Source organism: Streptomyces sp. NPDC088746, from assembly GCF_044751065.1.
GTDB lineage: Bacteria > Actinomycetota > Actinomycetes > Streptomycetales > Streptomycetaceae > Streptomyces.
Map to the genome: position 1 here is coordinate 1290907 of NZ_JBIVLA010000002.1, position 21102 is coordinate 1312008.

Sequence of the window (21102 nt, forward strand, 5' to 3'; positions counted from 1 at the left end):
TCGACCCCTGGACCGCGTTTTCGCGTCGCGTGAGCGTCGCCGTGAACGTCACCGCAATCACATCATTTCGTGCACAGCCGCCCCCGGGAGATAATCGAACGCGGGACCGCGGCACGCGGTAGAGCTCGGACGTCCTACAACCTGCCCGGCTGCTGCCGGGCGGGAGCGGGCGTGAGCGCGGTCCATCACACACAAGACCGGTGAAGGACACGCACTCATGACGACGCCCACGATCGAGCTCAAGCCCTCCTCGCACCCGCTGTCCGACGCGGAGCGCGAGGCGGCCATGGCCAACCCCGGGTTCGGCCGGTACTTCACCGACCACATGGTGACGATCAGCTGGACCGAGGGCCGCGGCTGGCACGACGCGCAGCTCGTGCCGTACGGCCCGCTGTCGCTCGACCCGGCCAACATGACCCTGCACTACGGGCAGGAGATCTTCGAGGGCCTCAAGGCCTACCGGCAGCCCGACGGCTCGGTCGCCACCTTCCGGCCCGAGGCCAACGCCGCCCGCTTCCAGCGGTCCGCCGCCCGCATGGCGATGCCGGAACTGCCCGTCGAGACCTTCATCGAGGCCTGTGACGTCCTGGTCCAGCAGGACCAGGCCTGGGTCCCGCCGCACGGCGGCGAGGAGTCCCTCTACCTGCGCCCGTTCATGATCGCCGCCGAGGTGGGCCTCGGGGTCCGCCCGGCCAACGAGTACCTCTTCGTCGTCATCGCCTCTCCCGCCGGCGCCTACTTCCCCGGCGGCGTGCAGCCGGTCTCGATCTGGCTCTCCCAGGACCGGGTGCGTGCCGTCCCCGGCGGCGTCGGCGACGCCAAGACCGGCGGCAACTACGCCGCCTCCCTCCTCGCCCAGGCCGAGGCGGCGGAGCAGGGATGCGACCAGGTCGCCTACCTCGACGCGGTCGAGCACAAGTGGGTCGAGGAGCTCGGCGGCATGAACCTCTACTTCGTGTACGGGCAGGAGGACGGCGGCAAGCGGATCGTCACCCCCTCGCTCACCGGCTCGCTGCTCGCCGGGATCACCCGCGACTCCCTCCTCACCGTGGCCCGCGACCTCGGCTACACCTCCGAGGAGGGCCGCGTCTCCATCGACCAGTGGCGCACCGACACCGAGAACGGCACCCTCACCGAGGTCTTCGCCTGCGGCACCGCCGCCGTCATCACGCCCGTCGGCACCGTGAAGTCCGCGGGCGGCGAGTGGACCCAGGGCGACGGCACCCCCGGCGAGGTCACCATGAAGCTGCGGGAGCGTCTGCTGGACATCCAGCGCGGCACCGCCGAGGACACCCACGGCTGGATGCACGAGCTCGGCTAGGCGTCCGCCGTACGCACCAAGGCCGCGTTCCCTGGAATCCGCCGACCAGGGGCGCGGCCTTTCTCGTCCCCCGAGTTTTGAACGCCGCTCAAAACCTGGTTAGAGTGCTGCTCCAACCAGGAGGTGCCGTGACGTGCGACTGACCCCGACCGAACGCGACCGGCTGCTGCTCTTCGGCGCGGCCGAGCTGGCCAGGGCCCGGCGAGCCCGTGGCCTGCGGCTCAACGTGCCCGAAGCGACCGCCCTGATCGCGGACACCGTCTGCGAGGCGGCCAGGGACGGACGCAGACTGGCCGAGGCGATCGAGGCCGCCCGCGCCGTGCTCGGGCCGGACGACGTGCTGCCGGGCGTGGCCGACGTCGTCACCGAGGTGCAGGTGGAAGCCGTGTTCGACGACGGGTCCCGGCTCGCCGTGGTCAGCGGCCCCCTCGACGGGGGGACGCTCGGCGACGACGCCCCCGGAGCGCTCCTCCCCGCCCCCGCGACGCCCGAACCGGAGCCCGCCGTGCGGCTCACCGTCCGTAACACCGCGACCGTCCCGGTCAGCGTGACGTCCCACTTCCACTTCTTCGAGTCCAACCCCCGGCTCCACTTCGACCGCGCGGCGGCGTACGGGATGCGGCTGGGCGTGCCGGCCGGCTCCTCCGTCCGCTTCGGCCCGGGGGAGACCGCCGAGGCCGCACTCGTCCCCATCGGCGGCGACCGGATCGCGATCGGCTTCGCCGGGCTCGTCGACGGACCGCTCGACGCGCCGGGCGCCAAGGAGGAGGCGCTGCGCAGAGCGGCGGCCTGCGGCTACCTCGGAGCGGGGGAGGGGGAGTGATGGACCCGTACGAATACGCCTCCGTGCACGGGCCGCGCGCCGGGGACCGGATCAGGCTCGGCGACTCCGGACTGACCGTGCGCGTGGAGTCCGACGCCCAGAAGCAGGGCGACGAGTTCCTCGCCGGCTTCGGCAAGACGGCCCGCGACGGCCTGCACCTCAAGGCCGCCGCCGTCCGGGAGACCTGCGACGTCGTCATCAGCAACGTCCTGGTCATCGACGCCGTGCTCGGCATCCGGAAGGTCTCGATCGGCATCCGCGAGGGCCGCATCGCCGCGATCGGACGGGCCGGCAACCCGGACACCCTCGACGGGGTCGACGTCGTGGTCGGCACGGGGACCACCATCGTCTCCGGCGAGGGCCTGATCGCCACGGCGGGCGCCGTGGACCCCCATGTCCATCTGCTCTCCCCGCGCATCATGGAGGCGTCCCTGGCCTCCGGCGTCACCACGATCATCGGCCAGGAGTTCGGCCCGGTCTGGGGCGTCGGCGTCAACTCCCCGTGGGCCCTGCGCCACGCCTTCAACGCCTTCGACGCCTGGCCCGTCAACATCGGCTTCCTGGGCCGGGGTTCGTCCTCCCACGAGGCGCCGCTGGTCGAGGCGCTCGCCGAGGGGGGCGCCTGCGGCTTCAAGGTCCACGAGGACATGGGCGCCCACACCCGCGCCCTGGACACCGCCCTGCGGGTCGCCGAGGAGTACGACGTCCAGGTCGCCCTCCACAGCGACGGGCTGAACGAGTGCCTGTCCGTCGAGGACACCCTGAGCGTGCTCGAAGGCCGTACGATCCACGCCTTCCACATCGAGGGCTGCGGCGGCGGCCACGTGCCCAACGTGCTGAAGATGGCCGGCGTACCGAACGTCATCGGCTCCTCCACCAACCCCACGCTGCCCTTCGGCCGGGACGCGGTCGCCGAGCACTACGGGATGATCGTCTCCGTCCACGACCTCAAGACCGACCTCCCCGGTGACGCCGCGATGGCCCGCGACCGGATCAGGGCGGGCACGATGGGCGCCGAGGACGTGCTGCACGACCTGGGGGCCATCGGGATCACCTCCTCCGACGCGCAGGGCATGGGCCGGGCCGGCGAGACCGTACGCCGCACCTTCGCCATGGCCGCGAAGATGAAGGCCGAGCTCGGCCCGATGGAGGGTGACGGTCCGGACGACGACAACGCGCGTGTGCTGCGCTACATCGCCAAGCTCACCGTCAACCCGGCCATCGCCCACGGTCTGTCGCACGAGGTCGGCTCCATCGGGACGGGCAAGCTCGCCGACATCGTCCTCTGGCGCCCCGAGTTCTTCGGCGCGAAGCCCCAGCTGGTCCTGAAGTCCGGCTTCCCCGCCTACGGAGTCACGGGCGACCCCAACGCCGCCACCGACACCTGCGAACCCCTCGTCCTGGGGCCGCAGTTCGGCGCGTACGGGGCCACCGCCGCCGACCTCTCCGTCGCCTTCGTCGCCGAGGCCGCCACCCAGCTGGGCGCCGACCTCATGCCCACCCGCCGCCGCAGGGTCGCCGTCCGGGGCACGCGTGGCATCGGCCCCGCCGACCTGCGCCTCAACTCCCGTACCGGACAGGTCGCCGTGGACGGCGACACCGGCCTGGTCACCCTCGACGGCGACCCCCTGCGCTCACCGGCCGCCGAATCCGTCTCCCTCAACCGCCTCTACTTTCTCTAGGACCCGCCATGACCTTCCGCATGCCGCCCGAGTGGGCCCCCCACGAGCGCACCTGGATGGCCTGGCCGGGCCCCAACCCCACCTTCGCCACCGGCGCCGAGCTCGACGAGGCCCGCCGGGCCTGGGCCGGCGTCGCCCGCGCCGTACGCCGCTTCGAACCCGTCACCGTGATCACCGGGCCGGGACAGGAGGACAGCGCCCGGGAGCTCCTCGGCCCGGACATCGAGACCGCCGTACGTCCCCTCGACGACGCCTGGATGCGCGACATCGGCCCCACGTTCGTCACCGACGGCCGGCGACTCGCCGCTGTGGACTGGACGTTCAACGGCTGGGGCGCCCAGGGGTGGGCCCGCTGGGAGCACGACCGGCACATCGCGCGGGCCGTCGCCGACCTCGCCGGCGTCCCCGTGCACAGCTCGCCCCTGGTCAACGAGGGCGGCGCGATCCACGTGGACGGCGAAGGCACCGTGCTGCTCACCGAAACCGTCCAGCTGGGCAAGGAGCGCAACCCCGGCTGGACCCGGCAGGCCGTCGAGGACGAGATCCACGCCCGCCTCGGCACCGAGGAGGCGATCTGGCTGCCCCGGGGCCTGGCCGGGGACTACGGAACGTACGGCACCCTCGGCCATGTCGACATCGTCGCCGCCTTCGCCCGCCCGGGTGTCGTCGTCGCCCACGTCCAGCCGGACCCCTCCCACCCGGACCACGAGATCACCCGCGAGACCGTCCGGATCCTGCGGGCCGCCACCGACGCCCGGGGCCGCCCGCTGGAGGTCGTGGAGGTCCTCGCGCCCACCGCACTCACCGACGCCGACGGCGCGTGGGCGGACTACTCCTACATCAACCACTACCTCTGCAACGGCGGGGTGGTCCTCTGCGCCTTCGACGACCCGAGGGACGAGGAGGCGGCGGCCGTCTTCGGCGACCTCTTCCCCGACCGTACGGTGGCACCCGTCGACGCCCGTACGATCTTTGCCGGTGGTGGAGGCATCCACTGCATCACGCAGCAACAGCCCAGGATCTGAACCGTGCCCAGTACCCCGCGCCGTCGCAACATCGCCCCGCCCAGGGAGGACGTGCTCGCCGCCGTCATGGCCACCGTCGCCGAGCGGGGGCTCGACGGGCTCACCATGGCGGGGCTCGGCCGGGAGGTGCGGATGAGCAGCGGCCACCTCCTCTACTACTTCCGCACCAAGGACGAACTGCTGCTGCAGACCCTGGAGTGGAGCGAGGCACGGCTCGGCACCGAACGCCGGGCCCTGCTCACGGGCCCCGGCACCGCGCGCGAGCGGCTCGACGCCTACATCGCGCTGTACGTCCCCGACGGCCACCGCGACCCGCACTGGACGCTCTGGCTGGAGGTCTGGAACCGCTCGCAGGGCGCCGACGACGACGCCCGCGCCCGGCAGGCCGCCATCGAGGACGCCTGGCACCGCGACCTCGCCGAGCTGCTGGCCGACGGCATCGCGCGCGGCGAGTTCCGCGCCGTCGAGACCGACCGGGCCGCCACCCGCCTGCGGGCCCTGCTGGACGGCTTCAGCGTCCATGTCACCGTCGGCATCCCCGGCACCGGACGGGAACAGGTCCTGGACCAGATGCGCAGGTATGCGGACGAGACGCTCACACCTCCCGGGCCGGCCGCCCCTGCGACGGACATCACGCCCGCATCCTGAGACGGGCCGGGACCCGGGGGCGCCGCTGTGCCAGACTGCGGGCGTGTCCTCGTTCGCCATGATTATCGGCAGCAGGCGCGCCGGTCCGCAGTGACCGTCCCGTACCACCATGTACGGAACGGACATCGTGCCCCAGACCCGCGCGCAGACCTCTCGCACCCGCGAGGGGTTTTTTCGTTTTCCGGCCCACACCACGGCCGGGGCGAGGCACGCGAGATGATGGGGGCAAGTGGAGCCGATTCGTCCGGATCCGCTCACCCGACAGGAGTCAGATCAGCATGACCACCAAGGCCACGGCCCCCGACGACACGTTCCATGTCTTCGACACCACCCTGCGCGACGGTGCGCAGCGTGAAGGCATCAACCTGACGGTCGCGGACAAGCTGACCATTGCCCGGCATCTGGACGACTTCGGCGTGGGCTTCATCGAGGGCGGCTGGCCCGGCGCCAACCCCCGCGACACCGAGTTCTTCGCCCGCGCCCAGCAGGAGATCGACTTCGAGCACGCCCAGCTCGTCGCCTTCGGCGCCACCCGCAGGGCGGGCGGCAAGGCCGCCGAGGACCCGCAGGTACAGGCGCTCCTGGACTCCGGTGCCCCGGTCGTCACGCTGGTCGCCAAGTCCCACGACCGCCATGTGGAACTGGCCCTGCGCACCACCCTGGACGAGAACCTGGAGATGGTCCGCGACACCGTCAGCCACCTCCGGGAGCAGGGCCGCCGGGTCTTCGTCGACTGCGAGCACTTCTTCGACGGCTACCGCGCCAACCCCGAGTACGCGAAGGCGGTCGTGCGCACCGCCCATGAGGCCGGCGCCGACGTCGTCATCCTCTGCGACACCAACGGCGGGATGCTCCCCGCCCAGGTGCAGGCCGTCGTCTCCACCGTCCTCGCCGACACCGGCGCCCGGCTCGGCATCCACGCCCAGGACGACACGGGCTGCGCGGTCGCCAACACCCTGGCCGCCGTCGACGCGGGCGCCACCCATGTGCAGTGCACCGCCAACGGCTACGGCGAGCGGGTCGGCAACGCCAACCTCTTCCCCGTGGTCGCCGCGCTGGAACTCAAGTACGGCAAGACCGTCCTGCACGAGGGCGCGCTGGCCGAGATGACGCGTATCTCCCACGCCATCGCCGAGGTCGTCAACCTCACGCCCTCCACCCACCAGCCGTACGTGGGTGTCTCCGCCTTCGCGCACAAGGCCGGGCTGCACGCCTCCGCGATCAAGGTCGATCCCGACCTCTACCAGCACATCGACCCGGAGCGCGTCGGCAACACCATGCGGATGCTGGTCTCCGACATGGCCGGCCGTGCCTCCATCGAGCTCAAGGGCAAGGAGCTCGGCATCGATCTGGGAGGCGACCGCGCACTCGTCCAGCGGGTCGTCGAGCGGGTCAAGGAGCGCGAGCTCCAGGGCTACACCTACGAGGCCGCCGACGCCTCCTTCGAACTGCTGCTGCGTTCGGAGGTCGACGGCAGGCCCCGCCGCTACTTCCGCATCGAGTCCTGGCGGGCCATCGTCGAGGACCGCCCCGACGGCACCCACGCCAACGAGGCGACCGTGAAGCTCTGGGCCAAGGGCGAGCGCATCGTCGCCACCGCCGAGGGCAACGGCCCGGTCAACGCCCTGGACCGGGCGCTGCGGGTCGGCCTGGAACGCATCTATCCGCAGCTCGCCAAGCTGGAGCTGATCGACTACAAGGTCCGCATCCTGGAAGGCCGCACCGGCACCGAATCCACCACCCGGGTGCTGATCACCACGGGCGACGGATCCGGTGACTGGGCGACGGTCGGCGTGGCCGAGAACGTCATCGCCGCGTCCTGGCAGGCCCTTGAGGACGCCTACACGTACGGCCTGCTGCGCGCGGGCGTCGAGCCCACCGACTGACGGCGGGGCCTACTGGAGCCGCCACTTCTGGTTGGCGGCTCCGGTGCAGGTCCAGATCTGTACGCGGGCGCCGTTCGCCGAGGACTGGTCCGTCACGTCGAGGCACTTGTCCGCCGCCGTGTTGACCACGTCCCCCGTCGACGCGTCGTACGTCCAGCGTTGCGCACCGGAGCCGTTGCAGGTGTACAGCTGGACCTTTGCTCCGTCGGCCGTGGAGCCCGAGGTGACGTCCAGGCAGGCGCCGAGCACCTTGATGCTTCCGTCGCCGCCGACCGTCCAGCGCTGGTTGGCCGCGCCGGTGCAGTCCCAGATCTGGACGGGGGTGCCGTCGGCGCCGGTGTTGCCCGTGGCGTCCAGGCACTTGCCGCCGGTGCCCGCGAGGGCGCCGCTGCTGCCGGAGGAGCCCGACTGGGTGCCCGACCAGGTGAACGTGGCCGAGGTGCGGCCGGGCAGCGAGTAGGTGAACTTCTGCCCGCCCCAGTTGACGGTGACCTGCTGGGCGGACGCCGATCCGTTGTACGCGATCAGGGCCTTCGAGCCGTCCGGGTTGCGCCACGCCACGTTGGGGACGGCCGAGCTGCCCGTGGAGGCTATGCGGGCGGCGCCGGGCCGGACGTACTTCGTCAGGTGGCCCATCGTGTAGTACTCGATCGTGTAGTCGACCTGGCCGTGCCTGCTGTCCCCGTTGTGCACGGTGACCAGCCCGTCGCAGGTGCCGCAGCCGCCGTTGTGCGGGCCCCGGTTCTGGTCGACGGCCAACGACCACTTGGTCACCGACTTCGCCCAGTTGCGCGTGTAGTCGATGATGTTGAGCATGTCCTCGCGCTGCTGGTCGGCGATCCACGTGCCGCCCGAGTGCTCGGTCTGGAAGGCGTCCAGCTCCGGGTACCGGTCGTGCACGGCGGTCTGCTTCGCGATGTCGCCGCCGTACCCGTGCCAGGCGATCCCGCCGAAGTTCGGGTGGCTGCGCACCGCCGCGTCGTCGACCGTCGCGGCGGCGTACGCGTCGTAGGTGTCCCAGTTCCAGTCGTGCGCCAGCACCTTGGTGGCCAGGCCCGCCGCCTGGAGCTTCGGCAGCAGCTCGCTCTTGGTGAAGTAGGCCAGCCCGGAGCCGTTCCAGCTCATCGACGGATAGCCGGAGCAGCAGGTCGGCTCGTTCTGCGCGGTGACGTAGTCGACCGGGACGCCCTGGTCCCTCCAGGCCTGGAGGTACTTCACGAAGTAGTTCGCGTAGGTGCCGTAGTTCTCGGCCTTCAGCCAGCCGCCGTTGAGCTGTCCGCTGTCCTTCATCCAGGCCGGCGCGGTCCACGGGGAGGCGACCGTGGTCAGTGCGGGATTGAGCTGCTTCGCCTGCCGGGTGAGCGGCAGCACGTCCTGCAGATCGTGTGCGATCGAGAACGTGGCGAGGCTCGGGTCCGTCTGGCCGGCCGGCATGTCGTCGTAGGTGTAGCCGAACCGCGCCAGGTCGGAACCGCCCATGGGATTGCGTACGAACGAGAGCCCGATGCCCTCCGTGGGGGAGAAGAGCTTCTTCATCGTCTCGTCGCGGGTGGCCTGGCTCAGCGCCCCGCTGCCCTTCATCAGCCAGGCCGCCGTGTCCGTGAACGAGGCGCCGCCGCCGGTGAAAGTCTGGTAGCGCGTGTTCTCGTCGACGGTGATGTTCGTGCCGGAGCCGCCGTTGCCGGAGCCGAAGGCGACCGGTGTCTGCTGCTGGAGCCCCCGGGTGACATGGCGTCCGCCGGAGTCGTCCGTGGTGGTCAGCGCGATGTTCACGGTCTCACCGGCGGCCTGCGCGGTGCCGGAGGAGAGCCCGGCCAGTCCCGCGGTCGCGAGCGCCGTCGCGACGAGGACTCTCACCGCTCTGCTTGTCCGAATCATGGGCTGCTGCCTTTCTCGGCAGGGGCGTGGGGGAAGTGCCGTCGAACGAGCCGTGAGTGAACTGCTCTTACGTGTTCGCGTCAAGACCTTCGTCCGTTCAAGAAGTGAACGGAAGCTTCGCCGGACCTGCTTCGATCATGGGTACGGACCAATGTCGGCGTGAAGTATTGACGCCCCTGTTCCGGCGCGGTTAACTCCAGCCGCAACGCCGGTACCGGTTCCGGGACCGGTTACGGAACCGGTACCGAAGCCCGCGCCACCCCCTGTCCTGCCTTGCCCCTGGAGGCCCCGTTGCGTGTCACCATCGCCGATGTCGCCCGTGAGGCCGGCGTCAGCAAGACGACCGTGTCACGGGTCATCAATCTCAAGGGCGAAGTGGACGGTTCGACCGCCGCCCGCGTTCGTGAAGTGATCGCGGACCTCGGCTACGTACCCAGCTCCGGCGCCGTCGGGCTGGCACGCGGCCGCAGCCGTACGGTCGGGCTGCTGGTGCCCTCGTTCACCTGGCCGTGGATGGGTGAGGTGCTCCAGGGGATCGTCGACACGGTCGAGGCCGCCGACTACGGGCTCCTGCTCTTCACGTGCACCCGGGGCGCGCAGTCCGTCGAGCGCTTCACCACCCAGGTGTCGGCGCGCGCCTTCGACGGGCTCGTCGTCGTCGAACCGGAGAACACGCTCGAACAGCTCACCGCACTGCACCGCTCCGGGCTGCCGATCGTCCTGATCGACGACCGGGGCCACCACCCGGAGTTCCCCTCCGTCGTGACCACCAACCACGAGGGGGGCGCGTCCGCCGCCCGTCATCTGCGGGACGGGGGGCGCACCAGGCCCCTGGTCGTCACCGGCCCGCGGCACTTCGGCTGCGTCCGCGACCGGCTCGCGGGCTTCCGTTCGGTCCTGCCCACCGACCTGGTCGTGGACGGGGACTTCACCGAGCACCGTGGCCGTCTCGCCGTGGAGGAACTCCTCGCGGCAGGCACGGAGTTCGACTCCGTCTTCGCCCACAACGACATCACCGCGACCGGCGTCCTGCGGGCCCTGAGGGCCGCCGGCCGCCGTGTACCCGACGACATCGCGGTGGTCGGCTTCGACGACATCCCGATGGCCGAACACACCGAACCTCCGCTGACCACCGTGCATCAGCCCACGCGGCAGATGGGCGAGGCGGCGGCGAGTCTGCTGCTCTCCCACCTCGGCGGCACCGCCGTACCGGACGGACCGGTCGTGCTGCCCACCGAACTGGTCGTGCGCCACTCGGCGCCGTAACGGGCCCGGCTCCGCCGGTCACCCGTCCGCATCCCCGAACAGCCGCACCCGCACACGCCACACCCGCCCCCGCGCGTCCAGCGCTGCCACCACCGCCGGATCTCCCAGACCCGCAGTCCTCCTGGAGTCGCCATGTCCGTACGCCGTCGTCACACTCTGAGAGCGCTCTCAGCCGCCACCGCCGTGGTCGCGCTCGCCGCCGGCTGCTCGTCCGCCAACTCGGGTGCCAACAAGGGAGGCGGAGCCGGTGCGTCCGGTGTGCTGACCATCGGCAAGCCCGACGGACCGCAGACGAACAACAGCAACCCGTTCCTCGCGACCTCGGCGAGCGCCACCCTCGGCTACCGGTTCATGATCTACGAGCCGCTGGCGATGACGAACCAGATCCGCCCCACCGACAAGGCGGACCCGTGGCTGGCGACCGCGTGGGACTGGGAGGCCAACTTCACCAAGGTCACCTTCACCCTGGACGACCGGGCCAAGTGGGCCGACGGCAAGCCGCTGACCGCCGAGGACGTCGCGTTCACCTTCGAGCTGCTCAAGAAGCACCCGGCGCTCAACGGCAACGGCATCCCGTACGACGGCGTCACCGTCGAGGGCAAGAAGGTCGTCCTGACCTTCAAGGACTCCCAGTTCGTCAACCAGAACAAGATCATCACGACGTACGTAGTGCCCAAGCACATCTGGGAGAAGGTCGAGAACCCCGAGACCTGGCCCAACCGCACCCCGGTCGGCTCCGGCCCGTACAAGCTGAAGACCTTCACCCCGCAGACCACCACCCTGACCGCCACGCCCACCTACTGGAAGGGCGAGACCAAGGTCAAGGAGCTGCGCTACAGCACGTACAACGACAACAGCGCCGCGACCACGGCCCTGGCGAACGGCAAGCTGGAGTGGTCGTTCGTCTTCATGCCGAACTACAAGCAGCTGTACGTCGCCAAGGACCCGAAGAACCACAAGCTCTGGTTCCCCTCCGGGCTCGGCATCCACGGGCTGTGGTTCAACACCGCCCGCAAGCCGTTCGACAACCCGGCCCTGCGCAAGGCGATGGCCATGGTCGTCGACCGCAAGGCGATCCACGTGCAGGCCCAGGCGACCCTCTACCCGGAGATCAGCAACCCGACCGGCATCCCGCTGCCCGCCGGTGACCCGTTCCTCGCGCCGGAGTACAAGAGCGCCACCACCGAGCCCGACGTGGACGGCGCCAAGGCGCTCCTCAAGGACGCCGGGTTCCAGCTCAGCGGCGGTGTCCTCAAGGACCCGAGCGGGAAGCCGGTGGAGCTGACCTTCACCGACCCGGCCGGCTGGAACGACTACATCACCGGGCTCTCGATCATCAAGGACAACATCAAGCAGCTCGGCATCGAGGCCAAGGTCAAGACACAGACCGCCGAGGCGTGGACCAACGACGTCGCCGCCGGCAACTTCGACGCCACCCTGCACTGGACCAACAGCGGCGCCACTCCGTACGACATGTACCAGAACATCATGGACGGGGCGATCCTCCAGCCCGTCGGCAAGCCCTCCCAGCTCGGCAACTTCGGCCGCTTCAAGAGCCCCGAGGCCACCGCCGCGCTGAAGGAGTACGCCAACGCCACGGACGACCCCACGCGCACCAAGGCCATGAACGCCCTCCAGAAGATCATGGTCGAGCAGGCCCCGCTCATCCCGACGGCAGCGGCCCCCATCGGCGCCGAGTACTCCACGAAGAACTGGGTGGGCTGGCCCACCGAGGAAGACCCGTACGCAGCCCCGCAGCACACCCAGCCCGACGCGCTGGAAGTCGTGCTGAACCTCAAGCCCGCCAAGTAAGTACGGGGAAGAACCGGCCATGACCGAACCACAGTCCGCAGACGTGCGCACCGCGACCGACGTGGTGCTCGAAGCACGTGGAGTCACCAAGCACTTCCCCGTACGGCGCACCGCCGGCGACCTCGTCGCCCGCAGACGCCGCACCGTCCACGCCGTCGACGACGTCTCGCTGAAGCTCCGGCGCGGCACCGTCACGGCCCTGGTGGGGGAGTCGGGCTCCGGAAAGTCCACCGTCGCACGGCTGCTCGCCCAGCTGTACCCGCTCACCGCGGGTGAGATCCAGCTGGGCGGCACGGCGGTGAAGGCCGGGCGTGGCCGGTCCTTCCGCAGATACGTCAAGCAGGTCCAGCTGATCTTCCAGGACCCGTTCGCCTCGCTCAACCCGGTGCACACCGTGCGCTACCACCTGACCCGGGCACTCAAGATCCATGACAGGGCGGGGAACGGGGAAGCGGACCTGGAGAAGAACCTGGCCGCTCTGCTCGAACGCGTCCAGCTGACTCCTCCTCATCAGTTCCTGGACAAGTTCCCGCACGAGCTGTCCGGAGGGCAGCGCCAGCGCGTCGCGATAGCGCGCGCGCTCGGCGCCGACCCTCAGGTGCTGCTCGCCGACGAACCGGTCTCGATGCTCGACGTGTCGATCCGGCTCGGCGTCCTCAACCTGCTGCGCGACCTCAAGGAGCGCCTGCACCTCGCGATCCTCTACATCACCCACGACATCGCGTCCGCCCGCTACTTCGCCGACACCACCCTGGTGATGTACGCCGGCCGCATCGTCGAGGGCGGCGACAGCGAGCAGGTCACCCAGCACCCCGCGCACCCCTACACCCAGCTGCTGATCGCCTCCGCGCCCGACCCCGACCGGGTGGCGGACGAGGAGGCGCAGGAGGAGACCGGGAGCGGCGAGCCGCCCTCCCTGATCGCCCCGCCGGACGGCTGCCGCTTCCACCCCCGCTGCCCGAAGGCCATGGAGCGCTGCCGCACCGAACTGCCGCCCCGCTTCGACCTCGCCGACGGCCAGTGGGCCGCCTGCTGGCTGTACGACGGCACGACCGCCGAGGGAGCAGCGAAGTGAAGTACATCCTCCAGCGGATCGCCTTCTACGCGGTCACCGCGTGGGCCGCCATCACCATCAACTTCCTGATCCCGCGCATGATGCCGGGCGACCCCGTCGACGCCCTGATGAGCCGCTACCAGGGGCAGCTCGACACCACGGCCATCGCCTCCCTGAAGGCGCTGTTCGGGCTCGACGAGAACCAGTCCATCTGGTCGCAGTACACCGACTACTGGTCCCACCTGATCGACGGCGACCTCGGACTCTCCTTCACCTTCTTCCCGACCCCGGTCGGCGAGGTGATCTCCCAGTCGCTGCCCTGGACGCTCGCCCTGGTCGGCATCACCACCCTGATCAGCTTCCTGCTCGGCACCGGCATCGGCGTCTACAGCGGCTGGCGGCGCGGCTCCTGGCTGGACGGGCTGCTGCCCGTGACCACCTTCATCTCCGCCATCCCGTACTTCTGGCTCGGCCTCATCGCCATCGCGGTGTTCGCGGTGAAGTGGCAGATCTTCCCGGCCGCCGGAGGGTACGACAACTCCCTGGTCCCGGCCTTCGACTGGCCGTTCGTCTCCAGCGCGCTCTACCACGGCGTGCTGCCCGGCGTGACGATCGTGCTCAGCGCCATCGCCGGCTGGATCCTCGGCATGCGCAACATGATGGTGACCGTCTCCTCCGAGGACTACGTCATGGTGGCGCAGGCCAAGGGGCTGTCCGAGCGGCGCGTGATGTTCTCCTACGCCGCCCGCAACGCGGTCCTGCCCAACATCTCCGGCTTCGCGCTCTCGCTCGGCTTCATCGTCGGCGGCACCCTGCTGGTCGAGATGGTCTTCTCCTACCCGGGCATCGGCTACCAGCTGTTCCAGGCCGTCGGAGCCAAGGACTACCCGCTGATGCAGGGCGTCTTCCTGATCATCACGCTCTCCGTCCTCGCCGCGAACCTGCTGGCCGACATGGCCTACGCCCTCCTCGACCCCCGCACTCGTAAGGAGGCATGACGACTGTGTCCGTCACCGCCACCGACGTCGCCGTACTGGACGACCCTCCCACCCCCGCCGCCGCGGGCCGGGCCAGATTCCGCTTCCTGCGCGGCGGGAAGACCCGCACCGGGCTGCTGATCCTCGCCTTCTTCGTGATCCTCGCCGTGGCGGGCCCCTGGCTCGCCCCGTACGACCCGGACGCGATGAGCGACCAGCTCCTCCAACCGCCGTCCGCCGACCACTGGTTCGGCACGACGCAGACCGGGCAGGACGTCCTCTCGCAGATCCTGGTCGGCACCCGAGGCGTGCTGCTCGTCGGATTCCTCGCCGGCATCCTGGCGACCGCGCTGTCCGTGCTCATCGGGGTCAGCGCGGGATTCCTCGGCGGAGCCGCCGACGAGATCCTCTCGATGCTCTCCAACATCTTCCTCGTCATCCCGGGCCTGCCGCTGATCATCATCATCGCGAGCTTCGTCGAGGACACCGGGGACATGCTGATCGCCGCCGTCATCGCCCTCACCTCCTGGGCCTGGGGCGCGCGCGTCCTGCGCGCCCAGACCCTGTCGCTCCGGCGCCGCGACTACGTGGAGGCGGCGCGGGCCACCGGCGAGTCCACCTGGCGGATCATCCTCTTCGAGGTCATGCCGAACCTCACGGCCGTCATCGCGTCCGGGTTCGTCGGCACCGTCATCTTCGCCGTCCTCTCGGAGATCACGCTCGCCTTCATCGGCGTCGCCGACATCTCCCACTGGAACTGGGGGACGGTGCTCTTCTGGGCGCAGTCCAACCAGGCCCTGGCCCAGGGCGCCTGGTGGTGGTTCGTCCCGGCCGGCCTGTGCATCGCCCTGCTGGGCACCGCGCTCTCCCTCATCAACTTCGGCATCGACGAGTTCGTCAACCCGCGCCTGCGCACCGCGACGGGCTCCTCCCGGAAGGTCCGGATGCGGGTCGGCTTCACCCCGGTGGCCCGCGCCACCGCGCCCGAGAAGACCGTGCCCGGCTTCACCCCGGTGGCCCGCGCCACCGAATCCGCCGCTCCCGGGCCGGCCGAGGAGCCCGAGTCGCCCGGAACGCCCAGCAAGGAGCACAGCGCATGACCGCCGAGCCGATCCTCACCATCAGCGGCCTGAACGTCGACTACGGCACCGGCGCGAACGGCGTCCGCGCCCTGCGGGACATCGACCTCACCCTGCACCGCGGCGAAGTCCTCGGCCTGGCGGGGGAGTCCGGGTCGGGCAAGTCCACCCTCGCCTACGCCGTCACCCGGCTGCTCTCCCCGCCCGGGGTGATCACCGGCGGCGACGTCCACTACCACCGGCCGGGCGGCGGCGAGCCCGTCGACATCCTCTCGCTCACCCCGGACGAGCTGCGTGCCTTCCGCTGGCAGGAGCTGTCGATCGTGTTCCAGGGGGCGATGAACTCGCTGAACCCCGTGCACACCGTCCACAGCCAGCTCACCGACGTACTCACCGCGCACCGCCCCGGCATGCGGGCCGCCGAGCGCACCGCCCGCGCCGAGGAGCTGCTCACCCTCGTCGGGATCTCCGCCGACCGGCTGGCCGCCTACCCGCACCAGCTCTCCGGCGGCATGCGCCAGCGCGTGATGATCGCGATGGCGCTCGCACTGGAACCCGAGATCGTCATCATGGACGAGCCCACCACCGCGCTCGACGTGGTGATGCAGCGGCAGATCCTGCGCAAGCTGGTGGAGCTGCGGGAGCGCCTCTCCTTCTCCGTCGTGTTCATCACCCACGACATCTCGCTGCTGATCGAGTTCTCCGACCGCATCGCGATCATGTACGGCGGCCGGATCGTGGAGCAGGCCGGCGCGGCCGAGATCTACCGCGACCCCCGCCACCCCTACAGCGACGGCCTGCTGCACTCCTTCCCCGCGCTGCACGGCCCCCGCCGCGAGCTCACCGGCATCCCCGGATCGCCCCCGCACCTCTCCGCGATGCCCACCGGCTGCGCCTTCCACCCCCGCTGCGGCAAGGCCTTCGAGCCGTGTGCCGAGCGGGTCCCGGCGCTCGCCCCGCCGGACGCCGGCCAGGACCGCGAGGTCGCCTGCTGGCTGCACCACTGACCGACCGCACCGCCGCCCACCACCCCACAGCAGAACCGGAGTCCGGAGACCCATGAATCTCGTCACGCCTCGCAGCAGCCTGCAGCCCGCCGCCGTCCAGGGACTCCCTGCCGACTTCCGCTGGGGCGTGGCCACCTCCTCGTACCAGATCGAGGGTGCGGCCTCGGAGGACGGCCGCACCCCGTCGATCTGGGACACCTTCTGCCGTGTGCCGGGCGCCGTGCACAACGCGGAGCACGGCGACGTGGCCTGCGACCACTACCACCGGATGCCCGAGGACGTGGAGCTGATCGCGGGGCTCGGGGTCGACACGTACCGCTTCTCGCTGGCCTGGCCGCGCATCCAGCCGGGAGGCCGCGGCCCCGCCAACGCCAAGGGCCTCGACTTCTACAAGCGGCTGGTCGACGAGCTCCAGGGCCGGGACATCACCCCCTGGATCACCCTCTACCACTGGGACCTGCCGCAGGAGCTGGAGGACGCCGGCGGCTGGCCGGCCCGCGACACCGCCCTGCGCTTCGCGGAGTACGCCATGCTCGCCTACGAGGCGCTCGGGGACCGGGTCGAGCACTGGACGACCCTGAACGAGCCGTGGTGCTCGGCGATGCTCGGATACGCCTACGGAGCCCACGCCCCCGGCCGTACCGACATGGGCGACGCCATGAGCGCCGTCCACCACCTACTGCTGGGGCACGGCCTCGCCGCCCGGCAGATGCGCGAGGCGGCGGGCAGCAGCCCGCTCGAACTCGGCATCACCCTCAACCTCGGCACCGCCACCCCGGAGACCGACAGCGAGGCCGACCGCGAGGCATGCCGCCGCGCCGACGGCATGGGCACGCGCCTGTACCTCGACCCGATCGTGCACGGCCGCTACCCGCAGGACGTCGTCGAGGACCTCGCGGCCCAGGGCATCGAACTGCCCGTCCAGGACGGCGACCTGGCCGCCATCGCGACGCCCCTCGACATCCTCGGCGTCAACTTCTACCGCGGCGCCCTGTTCTCCGGGGTGACCGAGGACGGTTCGCCGACCGACGCCGACGGCCTCCCCGTCGTCCGCGGGGTGGAGCGGGACCTGCCGCGCACCGCCATGGACTGGGAGATCACCCCTACCGAGCTCACCGACCTGCTGCTGCGGCTCCAGCGCGACTACGCGCTGCCGACCGTCATCACGGAGAACGGGGCCGCCTTCGACGACACCGTCGCCGCCGACGGCTCCGTGCCCGACACCGACCGCACCGCCTATCTCGCCGACCACATCGCCGCCGTGTCCGAGGCCCGTCGCCAGGGCGCCGACGTCCGGGGCTACTTCGCCTGGTCGCTGATGGACAACTTCGAGTGGGCCTACGGCTACGACAAGCGGTTCGGCATCGTCCGCGTCGACTACGACACGCAGCTGCGGACGCTCAAGGACAGCGCCAAGTGGTACCGCGACACGATCCACCTCACCCGGAACGCCCCCACCGACTGATCCTCCCGTGCCGAACAACCACCGGACCAGAGAAGAGCCGCACATGCCCCGTCCACCGCACGCCCGCACCCGCCGCCGGGCGAGACCGGCCACGGCCGCGCTCGCCGCGGCCACCGTCCTCGCGTCACTGCTCGCCGGGGCCGTCCCCAGCGCGGCGGCCGACGCGGAGGATCCCGCACCCGTCCTCGTCGACCGCTTCGAGGGCGAGGTCCCGCTCGGCAGTCCGCCCGCCGACTCCCTCTTCACCTGGGGCGGCGACACCGACGACCATCCCGCGCTGGAGCTGAAGGAGCGCGCCGACGCCCCCGAGGGGGCCAAGGTCCTCCAGGGCACCTACGACATCAGCGCCTACGGCGGGCTCAGCCACGAGTTCGCCGTCGACCAGCCCCCGAAGGACTGGACCGCCCACAAGGGCATCCGCTTCTGGTGGTACGGCCAGAACACCGCGCCGCTGCCGCCCGGTTCGGGCAAGCGGATCAACTTCGAGATCAAGGACGGCGGAGCCAACGGCGGCGCCTCCGAGCTGTGGACCACCTCCTTCACCGACGACTGGGAGGGCTGGCACCAGGTCGAGATCCCCTTCGCGGACTTCGTCTACCGGGCCGACTACCAGCCCGTCGGCGGCATCGACCAGGTCCTCGGCCTGAACGAGATGTGGGGCTACGCCCTCACCCTCCCGACCGGCGCCCCCGGCTCCTTCGCCATGGACGCCGTCGAGTTGTACGGCAAGGCCGACCCGGCCCTGAAGGCGAGCGTCGTCGTCGACTCCGCCGTGCACCCGGTCAAGGAGGGCGGCACGGCGGACATCAGGATCTCCGTCGCCACGACCGGCTCCGTCCCCACCGAGGAGCCCGTCACCGTCGCCTACACGACCAAGGGCGGCAGCGCCGGGTCCGGCAAGGACTACACCCCGGTCACCGGTACGCACACCTTCCCGGCCGGCACCGCCTCAGGCACCACCCACACCGTCTCCGTGGCCACCGCCAAGGACAAGGACGCCGAGTCCGCGGAGACGATCCCGCTCGAACTCACCGTCACCGGGGCCAAGGCGCCCAAGGAGAACCCCCAGGTCGTCATCGACGCCCACGGGCTGCCGTACCAGAACGCGAAGCTCCCGGTGAAGAAGCGCGTCGCCGACCTGCTGTCGCGGATGTCCCCGGCCGAGAAGGCCGGCCAGATGACTCAGGCCGAGCGCAACGCGCTGAGGTCGCAGGGCGACATCGCCACGTACGACCTCGGCTCGCTGCTCTCCGGCGGCGGCTCCGTACCCACGCCGAACACGCCCGAGGCCTGGGCGAAGATGACCGACGCCTACCAGCTGCGCGCGCAGGCAACCCGCTTCCAGATCCCGCTGATCTACGGGGTGGACGCGGTGCACGGCCACAACAACGTGATCGGCTCGACGATCATGCCGCACAACATCGGCATCGGGGCGGGCCGCGACCCGAAGCTCGCGGAGAGGACCGGCGCCGTCACGGCGAACGAGGTCCGCGCCACCGGCATCCCGTGGGACTTCGCCCCCTGCGTCTGCGTCACCCGCGACGAGCGCTGGGGCCGTTCCTACGAGGCGTACGGCGAGGACCCGGCGCTGGTTGAGGCCATGGAGACGGTCATCACCGGCATGCAGGGCAGCCCGTCGGGGAAGGACCTCGACCGCAACGACAAGGTGCTGGCCAGCGCCAAGCACTTCGTCGGCGACGGCGGCACGGAGTTCGGCTCCTCCACCACCGGGTCGTACACCATCGACCAGGGCGTCACGAAGGTCACCCGCCAGGAGCTCGAAGCCGTCCACCTCGCGCCGTTCGCCGAGTCCGTGAAGCGGGGCGTCGGCACGGTCATGCCGTCGTACTCCTCGCTCGACGTCCTCGGTGACGACGCGGGCCCCGTGAAGATGCACGCCAACGCCGAGATGATCAACGGCGTGCTCAAGGACCGGATGGGCTTCGAGGGCTTCGTCATCAGCGACTGGCAGGCCATCGACCAGATCCCGGGCGACTACGCGAGCGACGTGCGCACCTCGGTCAACGCCGGCCTGGACATGATCATGGTCCCGACCGCGTACCAGGACTTCACGAAGACCCTCCAGGACGAGGTCACCGCCGGCCGGATCACCCAGGCCCGGATCGACGACGCCGTCTCCCGGATCCTGACCCAGAAGTTCCGCCTGGGCCTCTTCGAGAAGCCGTACGCCGACACGTCGAACCTGGACGAGGTCGGCTCGGCCGGGCACCGCGCGGTCGCCCGCGAGGCGGCCGCCAAGTCCCAGGTCCTGCTGAAGAACGACGGCGCCGTGCTGCCGCTCAAGGCGTCCCAGAAGGTCTACGTCGCCGGGTCCAACGCCGACGACCTCGGCAACCAGGCCGGTGGCTGGACCATCAGCTGGCAGGGCGCCTCCGGTGCCACCACCCCGGGCACGACGATCCTGAAGGGCATCGAGAAGAACACCTCCTCGGCCACCTTCTCGCAGGACGCCTCCGCCCCGACCGAGGGATACGACGTCGGAGTCGTGGTGGTCGGTGAGAAGCCGTACGCCGAAGGCATCGGGGACGTCGGCAACGGCCACGACCTGGAGCTCACCGACGCCGACAAGAAGGCCGTCGACACGGTCTGCGCCGCCATGAAGTGCGCGGTCCTCGTCGTCTCGGGCCGCCCCCAGCTCATCGGCGACCGGCTCGGCTCCGTCGACGCCCTGGTCGCCTCCTGGCTGCCGGGCACCGAGGGCGACGGGGTCGCCGACGTCCTCTACGGCAAGCGGGCCTTCACCGGGCAGCTCCCGGTGACCTGGCCGAAGTCCGAGTCGCAGCTGCCGGTCAACGTCGGCGACACGGCGTACGACCCGCAGTTCCCGTACGGCTGGGGACTGACCACCCTGCGGAAGGCCCCCCAGGGCGGAGAGGCCACCCTCACCGGCCTCGCCGTCGCCGCAGGGCTCGCCGAGCGGGCGGGCCTCGGGAAGACGGCGGCGGGCAAGGAGATCGTGGACCGGGCGAGACTCCTGGTCCAGCAGAAGACCGGCGGGAAGCTGACCGCGGCGGTGTCCAAGCCGTTCGCCGAGGCCGACCACCTGCTGCTCACCGGAGACCTCACCGGGGCGGTGGCGAAGCTGCGCGCGGCGTACCGCGCCGTGTAACAGCATGGAAGGGACCCGGGCGGGCGACGCATTATTCGCCCGTTCGGGT

Annotated in this window: 15 protein-coding genes; 14 read left to right on the forward strand and 1 reads right to left on the reverse strand. The window is 70.7% G+C overall.

Annotated elements, in window-relative coordinates:
- The first annotated feature begins 217 nt into the window (after positions 1–217).
- The 6 genes from ACIP63_RS13385 (at position 218) to cimA (ending at position 7385) form a co-directional block, all read left to right on the forward strand.
- Positions 218–1321, forward strand: a complete 1104-nt coding sequence (locus ACIP63_RS13385; RefSeq protein ID WP_401514590.1) for a branched-chain amino acid aminotransferase — start codon at positions 218–220, stop codon at positions 1319–1321.
- A 133-nt stretch (positions 1322–1454) separates the two neighbouring features.
- Complete coding sequence (gene ureA, locus ACIP63_RS13390) at positions 1455–2144, forward strand: urease subunit gamma (protein WP_401514593.1); 690 nt, start codon at positions 1455–1457, stop codon at positions 2142–2144.
- On the forward strand, positions 2144–3826 hold the full coding sequence (locus ACIP63_RS13395; protein WP_401514595.1) for an urease subunit alpha: 1683 nt from the start codon (positions 2144–2146) through the stop codon (positions 3824–3826). Before ureA ends, ACIP63_RS13395 begins: the two co-directional genes overlap by 1 nt.
- A gap of 8 nt (positions 3827–3834) precedes the next feature.
- Positions 3835–4851, forward strand: a complete 1017-nt coding sequence (locus ACIP63_RS13400) for an agmatine/peptidylarginine deiminase (protein WP_401514598.1) — start codon at positions 3835–3837, stop codon at positions 4849–4851.
- Between the two features lie 3 nt (positions 4852–4854).
- Positions 4855–5499, forward strand: coding sequence for a TetR/AcrR family transcriptional regulator (locus ACIP63_RS13405; protein WP_401514600.1), 645 nt, complete (start codon positions 4855–4857; stop codon positions 5497–5499).
- Between the two features lie 278 nt (positions 5500–5777).
- Complete coding sequence (cimA, locus tag ACIP63_RS13410; RefSeq protein ID WP_401514603.1) at positions 5778–7385, forward strand: citramalate synthase; 1608 nt, start codon at positions 5778–5780, stop codon at positions 7383–7385.
- Between the two features lie 9 nt (positions 7386–7394).
- Here cimA and ACIP63_RS13415 read toward each other — a convergent pair whose 3' ends face one another.
- Positions 7395–9263 carry a lectin gene (locus ACIP63_RS13415; protein ID WP_401514605.1) on the reverse strand — a complete coding sequence of 623 codons (1869 nt, stop codon included), beginning with the start codon at positions 9261–9263 and terminating at the stop codon, positions 7395–7397.
- Between the two features lie 291 nt (positions 9264–9554).
- Here ACIP63_RS13415 and ACIP63_RS13420 point away from each other — a divergent pair, with 291 nt between their 5' ends.
- From ACIP63_RS13420 to ACIP63_RS13455, 8 genes are all read left to right on the forward strand, one after another.
- Positions 9555–10529, forward strand: coding sequence for a LacI family DNA-binding transcriptional regulator (locus ACIP63_RS13420; protein ID WP_401514608.1), 975 nt, complete (start codon positions 9555–9557; stop codon positions 10527–10529).
- A 132-nt stretch (positions 10530–10661) separates the two neighbouring features.
- Positions 10662–12341, forward strand: a complete 1680-nt coding sequence (locus ACIP63_RS13425; protein ID WP_401514611.1) for an ABC transporter substrate-binding protein — start codon at positions 10662–10664, stop codon at positions 12339–12341.
- A gap of 19 nt (positions 12342–12360) precedes the next feature.
- Positions 12361–13416, forward strand: a complete 1056-nt coding sequence (locus ACIP63_RS13430) for an ABC transporter ATP-binding protein (RefSeq protein ID WP_401514614.1) — start codon at positions 12361–12363, stop codon at positions 13414–13416.
- Entirely contained in the window at positions 13413–14393 is a 981-nt protein-coding gene (locus ACIP63_RS13435; RefSeq protein ID WP_104789362.1) for an ABC transporter permease, read from the forward strand. Before ACIP63_RS13430 ends, ACIP63_RS13435 begins: the two co-directional genes overlap by 4 nt.
- Before the next feature lie 5 nt (positions 14394–14398).
- Positions 14399–15472 carry an ABC transporter permease gene (locus ACIP63_RS13440; RefSeq protein ID WP_401515121.1) on the forward strand — a complete coding sequence of 358 codons (1074 nt, stop codon included), beginning with the start codon at positions 14399–14401 and terminating at the stop codon, positions 15470–15472.
- Positions 15469–16458, forward strand: a complete 990-nt coding sequence (locus ACIP63_RS13445) for an ABC transporter ATP-binding protein (protein WP_401514615.1) — start codon at positions 15469–15471, stop codon at positions 16456–16458. Before ACIP63_RS13440 ends, ACIP63_RS13445 begins: the two co-directional genes overlap by 4 nt.
- A gap of 52 nt (positions 16459–16510) precedes the next feature.
- On the forward strand, positions 16511–17923 hold the full coding sequence (locus ACIP63_RS13450) for a GH1 family beta-glucosidase (protein WP_401514619.1): 1413 nt from the start codon (positions 16511–16513) through the stop codon (positions 17921–17923).
- A 43-nt stretch (positions 17924–17966) separates the two neighbouring features.
- On the forward strand, positions 17967–21053 hold the full coding sequence (locus ACIP63_RS13455) for a glycoside hydrolase family 3 N-terminal domain-containing protein (protein WP_401514622.1): 3087 nt from the start codon (positions 17967–17969) through the stop codon (positions 21051–21053).
- The last annotated feature ends 49 nt before the right edge of the window (positions 21054–21102 follow it).

Coding starts and splice junctions, on each gene's coding strand:
- ACIP63_RS13385 (WP_401514590.1), top strand. CDS start 218: ATGACGACGCCCACGATCGAGCTCAAGCCCTCCTCGCACCCGCTGTCC.
- ACIP63_RS13395 (WP_401514595.1), top strand. CDS start 2,144: ATGGACCCGTACGAATACGCCTCCGTGCACGGGCCGCGCGCCGGGGAC.
- ACIP63_RS13400 (WP_401514598.1), top strand. CDS start 3,835: ATGACCTTCCGCATGCCGCCCGAGTGGGCCCCCCACGAGCGCACCTGG.
- cimA (WP_401514603.1), top strand. CDS start 5,778: ATGACCACCAAGGCCACGGCCCCCGACGACACGTTCCATGTCTTCGAC.
- ACIP63_RS13415 (WP_401514605.1), bottom strand. CDS start 9,263: ATGATTCGGACAAGCAGAGCGGTGAGAGTCCTCGTCGCGACGGCGCTC.
- ACIP63_RS13425 (WP_401514611.1), top strand. CDS start 10,662: ATGTCCGTACGCCGTCGTCACACTCTGAGAGCGCTCTCAGCCGCCACC.
- ACIP63_RS13430 (WP_401514614.1), top strand. CDS start 12,361: ATGACCGAACCACAGTCCGCAGACGTGCGCACCGCGACCGACGTGGTG.
- ACIP63_RS13445 (WP_401514615.1), top strand. CDS start 15,469: ATGACCGCCGAGCCGATCCTCACCATCAGCGGCCTGAACGTCGACTAC.
- ACIP63_RS13450 (WP_401514619.1), top strand. CDS start 16,511: ATGAATCTCGTCACGCCTCGCAGCAGCCTGCAGCCCGCCGCCGTCCAG.
- ACIP63_RS13455 (WP_401514622.1), top strand. CDS start 17,967: ATGCCCCGTCCACCGCACGCCCGCACCCGCCGCCGGGCGAGACCGGCC.